Annotated in this window: 5 protein-coding genes and 1 pseudogene; all 6 read left to right on the top strand. The window is 65.6% G+C overall.

The window, feature by feature from the left end; all coding sequences use genetic code 11:
- Positions 1-1,306 (top strand): annotated as a pseudogene (locus tag ACFMO7_RS17440) (hypothetical protein); the annotation flags it as partial.
- A 52-nt stretch (positions 1,307-1,358) separates the two neighbouring features.
- Positions 1,359-1,733: a TrbC/VirB2 family protein gene (locus ACFMO7_RS17445; protein ID WP_376796762.1), complete on the top strand. Its 375-nt coding sequence runs from the start codon at positions 1,359-1,361 to the stop codon at positions 1,731-1,733.
- Between the two features lie 10 nt (positions 1,734-1,743).
- Positions 1,744-2,223, top strand: a complete 480-nt coding sequence (locus ACFMO7_RS17450; protein WP_376796763.1) for a hypothetical protein — start codon at positions 1,744-1,746, stop codon at positions 2,221-2,223.
- On the top strand, positions 2,211-3,314 hold the full coding sequence (locus ACFMO7_RS17455; RefSeq protein WP_376796764.1) for a transglycosylase SLT domain-containing protein: 1,104 nt from the start codon (positions 2,211-2,213) through the stop codon (positions 3,312-3,314). The genes ACFMO7_RS17450 and ACFMO7_RS17455 overlap by 13 nt, the downstream gene beginning before the upstream one ends.
- Positions 3,315-3,437: 123 nt before the next feature.
- Complete coding sequence (locus ACFMO7_RS17460; RefSeq protein ID WP_376796765.1) at positions 3,438-5,960, top strand: VirB4 family type IV secretion system protein; 2,523 nt, start codon at positions 3,438-3,440, stop codon at positions 5,958-5,960.
- A partial coding sequence (locus ACFMO7_RS17465; protein ID WP_376796766.1) for a hypothetical protein occupies positions 5,947-6,343 on the top strand: 397 nt, incomplete at its 3' end. The genes ACFMO7_RS17460 and ACFMO7_RS17465, both read left to right, overlap by 14 nt.

A 6,343-nucleotide genomic window follows, 5' to 3' on the forward strand; every position in this document is an offset into this window, starting at 1 on the left:
TCCCTCTGCTTGTCTGCCGCTCTATGAGGCTGCCCTCAAGGCTCCTCCCTCCCCGCAGGTGGCAGGGATGGCCTGCCATCCGCTACCCGACGGCTCCGCCAACCCTTACGATGCGGACCCGGCCTGCCAGCCGGCTGATCCGGCCTGCGTGCGCGTTGCTGTTGGCCCTCCAGCCCCGGGCTGCTTCCCTGCCTACCAGGTAGCACTTGGTAATCCTCCCCTCTCGGGAACCGATTGCCATCCGTTGCCGAACGGGGAGGCCAATCCGGCGGATGCGGACCCGGCCTGCCGGCCAGCTGACCCTGCGCACTGTCACCGGCTTCCCATGACGGAGGTCGGGCCATTCGCCCCGGCCTGCGGGTTCGCAGGTCCGCTGCCAGGCCTTGCCCAGACCAGCTTGCCCTCTCAGCCGGGAGCGGAGAGCATCGCTGCTCCTCCGGTCAACACAGGCAACTTCCTGAGCGATAGCTTCTGGGAGGGCTTGGAACATCTGGTCGCGGATTGCTGGAATCAAGTGCTGGACTGGTTCGGCAGCTTTACCTTTGTCGCGCAGACCCCGAAAGCGCTCTCGTACGGTCACCCCATCGTTGAGACCAGCTATCGCTGGAGCTTGAGCCTGCTGGCAGGATTGACCTCCCTGGCCCTGGTGGTGGCTGGCTACCGACTCATGATCGGGGGGCAGGGGACGAGCCGTGTGGTCAGCGTGGCCTGGGTGGAGCACCTTTGGGACCTGGTCCTTGCCCTGGTGCTGGCCCACGTCGGCCTCGCCCTGGTCGAGCAGGGAGTAGAACTCTGTAATCTGACTTCACGCGGGCTGTTCCTGGTCTTTGGCGGGAGTGCTGCGGGGACCCTGGGGTTCCAGGATGTCTGGTCAGGCCTCCGCACCGTGACCGCACCGCTGGCCTGGATTCTCTTCGCGATCGTCGCTCTGGTGATGCTGCTTTTTCTTTCTATCGTCAGGCTTGTTCAAATAGCACTGCTTGATCTATTGATTGCGCTCATGCCTCTCTGGCTGCTCATGACAGCTACACCTGGATTGCGTCCCTATGGGCGGCTGGCAGCCACCCTGCTGGTCGAGGTGCTGCTCTGCCAGATTGTGCAAGATGCGGTCCTGGCGATGGGGGCGGCTCTGATCGGGGGGTTTGGGCATGCTTCCGCGACCCCAATCAGCCTCCTGGTCGGGCTGGCAGCGTGCTACCTGGCCTTGCGCGTGCCCGCGCTGCTGGCGCGGGCCATGCATACCGCCCAGGCCGGCCTGCCGGGCATTGGCGAGCAGCTGACGGCACTCGTGGCCCTGCTCTTCTAGCTCAGGAACGCCCAAGAAGGCACCACAATCCTTGTGAGCAAGCGGAGGGAAGATGAAGCTCATGATCTTGCCACTCTGGACCCAGACACTGCTGCCCCAGGTGGCTTCCTGGTTCCATCTGTGGACCCCCGTGGTGGTCAGTGTCTTACAGCACGATCCCCCACCGGCGCCCAACCCCGATCCTACAGGAGTGAGCACTGCGCTCCAGAACCTTGCCAAGCTGCTCGCCGGCATGGTCGTCGGGGTCGCCTGCCTGGCGCTGGTGGTCTGCGGACTCTTGTATATCTCAGCATTCGACGATGTCTCACGAGCCATGCATGTGCGTCGCGCGATCGGAGCCATTGTGATCGGCCTCCTGCTGGTGGTGCTGGCCGCGACCATTGCGCCTCAGCTCATCTCTGCCATCCAGCCCCCCACGTCCCACTGAAGGAGGAGAGATGCACCAGGACATGGCACAGGATCACGCTACGGCACAGGGAGGGCCACCGCTGCCTCCGCTTCGTGCGGGGACGGTACGGCTGAGCCACACCGTCCCCAGGCTGCTCGTAGAGGACCAGATCACGCTTCCGTTCAATATCGAGCTGACCTGGCGCCAAAGCGGCCTGCTGCTCCTGGGACTCAGCCTGGCGCTCTCCTGGTGGCACGCACTCAGCTGGCTGGGAGAAGACCCCCTCGGCGTGATGGCCCGGCTGGTCCTCGCCGGCATGCCTCTCATTGGCGGGGGGCTTGTTGGCTGGCTTCACCCCCTGGGGCGCCCCCTGGAACAGTGGTTCCTCGTGCTGTGGCGCTTCTGGAGACAGCCCCGCTGCCTGGCTTGGTCTCCGCATCCGGCCTGGAGGCGCCTGGCCGAGCAGCTCCTGGAGAGCACAGATGAACCCCCATCCCAAGGACAGGAGGAGCGCCGATGGGACGAGTGATCCTGCTGGCTGGCGTGAGTCTTGGTCTCGCGCTGCTCCTGCCGCTGGCAGGGGCTACGAGCATGAGCACGATGGCAGCGATGGGGAGCAATCCCTCTGCGCCGGCGATTGTCGCCGCCGCACTCCAGATGGCGGCGCATCTGCATCCCTGTGGGTCAGCCCAGCTTGACCAATGTTGGGATGCCGGTTTTCCCCAGGCTGCCGTGCGGTATTGGCAGCGCACCTGCCCCGGCTGTCCGGAGTGGCAGCATGGGAATCTGCAGTGTGTCATGCTGGTGACGGCAGCGTACGGGCTGGCTGGGGACCCGCTGCCCTGGATCGGCAATGCACGAGATTTCTGGCCACTCTACCAGCAACCAGCGGCCAGGCAAGCGGGCTGGCTGGAGATTCCTGATGGCGGAGGATGGCCGGAGGCAGGGGATCTTCTCGTGCTGGATTCGAGTGCCATCGGGGGCGTGGGGCACGTGGCCATTGTGGTGGCTGTCGATCCTCCCAGGGGCTCGCACGCGGGGGAGCTGACCATTGCCCAGGCCAATGGCCCGGCAGCGATCGAATCGTTCCCTCTGCCAGCGACGCTGCGCCTGACTACCTGGCCTGGGTACCGGACGCTGGGATATATCCGCCATCTGCCACCGCAGGCCCGTAGCTGGCAGGCCGAGGAGGCGACGACACTGGCTCAGCGTCTGCAGCTTCCCCCCTCGGCGTTCTCCTTGGTCAGCCTCGCCTACCAGGCTGCTCTCGATGCGGGCATCTCCCCGCTCTATTTTGTGCGCCAGATCAATGTGGAAAGCGGCTTCAACCCAGACGCCGTCTCTCCGGCGGGAGCCGTGGGCATCGCTCAGTTCCTGCCCAGCACCGCCGCCGGTTTGGGGATTGATCCCTGGAATCCGGTGGAGGCTCTGTTCGGAGCCGCGCGTCTCATGGCCAGTTACCAGATCCGGTACGGCGGCAGCTATGCCCAGGCAGCGGCCGCCTACAACGCTGGCCCGGCGGCAGTTGATCAGGCGCTCGCTCGCTGTGGAAGTCGCTGGCTCGCCTGTCTGCCCGCAGAGACACAGGCGTATGTGACGGCGATCCTGGCCGGCCCCTAGGCTTCGCGAGAGACAGATTGGGGTCAAGACCAGGGGCATGCAGAGCAGCGAGCCACCCGTGGTCAAGCAAGCAAGTCATCCATTGTCATCTCTCCAAGAGAAGAAAGGAGAGCGGACCATCTGATGAACCTTCCATTTCTGCTCAGGCGTCATTCAGGGTCTGCCGCTCACGCCGACCTCTGGCGATACCTTCCTCTGGATACGGTCGATGAAGATGGTGTGCTCTGGCGGCGTGCTCCTCTGCGGGGGCGGGCGAGCACACCAGCGACCACGCCCGTGGCCATCCTGGAAGTCGAAGGCGTGAACCTGCTGTTGCGCCCGGCAGATGTGCAGTACCAGTTCCAGGAGCGGTTTGGCCGGCTCTTGCGCGCGCTCCCGTGGGCTGTCCAGATTCTGGTCCGGAGCGAGAGCGCGAGCACGTCTGGAGAGGTCCAGGCCCATGCCACGGTCCAGGAGTCGGAGAAGGCCCTGCCGCCACTCTTGCAGACGTTCCGGGCCTGGGAGTGCCAGCTCCTGAGAGGGCAGGAGCTGTTCCGCCACCGGTGCTATCTCGTGCTGAAAGGAGACGCCTTCCTTGCGGACAGACCAGCGAGCCTGGCCGTCTGGCCTGCTCGCCGTCGACCGAGCGAACAAGGGCAAGCAGCCGCGCTGCGCCATCTGCTAGAAGAGCGCGTCCAGTCCCTCCTGGATCTGCTTGCGCAGATGGGACTGTCCGCTCGACGGCTGCACCGGGCAGCGGTGCTGGACCTGCTCTATCACTTGTTTCACCCGCAGAGGGCGCGGCAGGCCCCTCGTCCCCAGGACCCCCCCGTGTGGGGACCGGGGCAGGACCTCGAGTGGCTCGCTCCAGAGGGCCTCCGGGCGACGGCCAAAGCGCTCATCCTGGGGGAGGATCACCTGATCCGCCATTGGATCGTGCGAAGCTGGCCTCGTCAGGTCCGCAGCCTCTGGCTCTGGCCGCTGCTGGTGGCTACGCCCTTCGAGCTGGAGGTGAGCTTTCACCTGGTCCCAGTGCCCAGGACCTCGGCGCAGCGCTTGCTCCGTCGGAAGTTGCTGGAATACCGGTCCTTGCTCTCGTACGCGCAGGAACAGCAGCGGGTACGTGACCCGCTGGTCGCCCTGGCTCACCAAGACGTCGAGCGGTTACTGGACACGGTGGGAACGGGGCAGGAGCAACTGTTCTTGTCCTCGGTGTATCTCGCCCTGCACGCGAGCTCTCCGGCACAGCTGGAGGAACGCTCCGCCCGGCTGGAGTCGACGCTACGCCTACTCAACCTCTGGGCGCCCCTGGCCCTCTATGAACAGGTGCCGGCCTGGCAAGCCTGTTTGCCGTGGCAAGACGATCCGATCAACGCGCGCGTGCTCCTGGACTCGCAGACCCTGGCGACCTGCTTGCCGTTTGTCTCTCCCACGCTCCTGCAGCCAGGGGGCCGCTTCGAAGGGGTCAGTGTCAGCGAGAACACCCCGGTCCTGTTGGACCCGTGGGCGTCGAATTGGCGCAACGCCAATCGGCTGATCATCGGCGCCAGTGGGAGCGGAAAGTCGTTCAAGTGTAAGCTGGATATCGTGCATGCCCTCACGACGCCTCCGGCGCAGCCGCACCCAGACGAGCGGCACCCAGATGAGGGGTCGATCCAGGTCATCGTGATCGATCCCGAGGGAGAATACCTGCCGCTCTGTGAGGCCGTAGCGCCGCATGGTCAGCCTGTTCGGCTGGCCGTCGGCATGCCTGGCAGCGGTGGGGGAGGCGTGAACCCGTTCGTGCTCCCCAGGCCCCGGTCAGCGGACCGAGCAGGGGAGGTGCTGGCGGAGCAGGTCCAGTGGTTGCTGGCCCTGCTGGAGCTGCTCATCGGACAGGGAAAGGAGCAGCCGCTGACCGCCAGCGAGTGGTCGCTGCTGGAACGGGCTGTGCAGGAGTGTTACCGCGAGCGGGGCATGACGGCTGATCCGCAGACCCATCACATCGAGCCGCCGCTGTTGCGTGATCTCAGCCGTGTCTTGCGCAGCGGAGTCTGTGGGCCTGACAGCAGCGGCCTGGCAGACCGCTTGCAGCCGTTCACGAGCGGCAGCGCCGCCGCGCTCTTTGAACCCACGCCCCTGGAGCTGGAGAGCCGGTTGACAGTGTTCGACCTGAGTGGCCTCGGCTCGCTGCGAGCCATTGGCCAATATCTCGTCGTGCACCTGGTCTGGCGCCTGGCCCGTTCTTCCCCGCACCCGCGGCTACTGGTTATTGATGAGCTGTGGGGCCTTTTTGCGTCCACAGGCCCAGGTGGCCGCTTGCTGCTGGAGCAGCTGTTCCAGCGGGCTCGCAAGTACTTTCTGTCGATCTATGGGGTCACTCAGCACGTCCAGATTCTGCAGGACAGTTCGATTCTGGCCAACTGTGCGAGCGTGCTCTTGCTCGGGCAAGAGCCTGCAGCCGTCAGACAGCTTGTGGAGCTGCTGCAGCTCTCCGAGGAGGAGGGGCGCTTACTGGCGGCGCTCAGCAAAGGCGAAGGGCTTCTCCTTCTCGGAGACCAGCATCACCTGCATCTGCGCTTCCCTGCTGAGCCACAGGTGGCTCAGGTGATCACGACGGATCCCCGGCAGCGGGAGCAGCTCAGCGGGCAGCCGGGGAAAGGAGACCGCACTCATGAGCACGCGTGATTCGGAGCAGGTGATGGAGCTGCTGCCTTTTGCCCGGGCAGAGGCAGAGGAGCCGCGCCGGTGGGAGCAGGTGCTCCAGACGCTCCTGCTGGACAGCGCTTCCGTGATCGCGCTCGAACTGGTGGGGGAGGGGCGAGCGCATCGGCTGTTGGGGCGCGTCTGCTCTGACGCGGCCCAATCGCAGCTCATGAGCCAGCTGCAGGCCGTCTGGCCGCAGCTGCGCTTGCGGCCCGTTGCCGCGGAAGACGATCCCCTGCGACTGCGTTCACCAGCTGAGCGAGCGAGCGGCATCCGGGTGCGCCTGTCGGGCCAGGTCCGACAGGATGCGGTACCACCACCGCCAGGATCTGCGCAGCGCGGCTCCCTCCATCGAGCCGAGACAG

It is taken from the genome of Thermogemmatispora sp., from assembly GCF_042408735.1.
Classification (GTDB): Bacteria; Chloroflexota; Ktedonobacteria; order Ktedonobacterales; family Ktedonobacteraceae; genus Thermogemmatispora.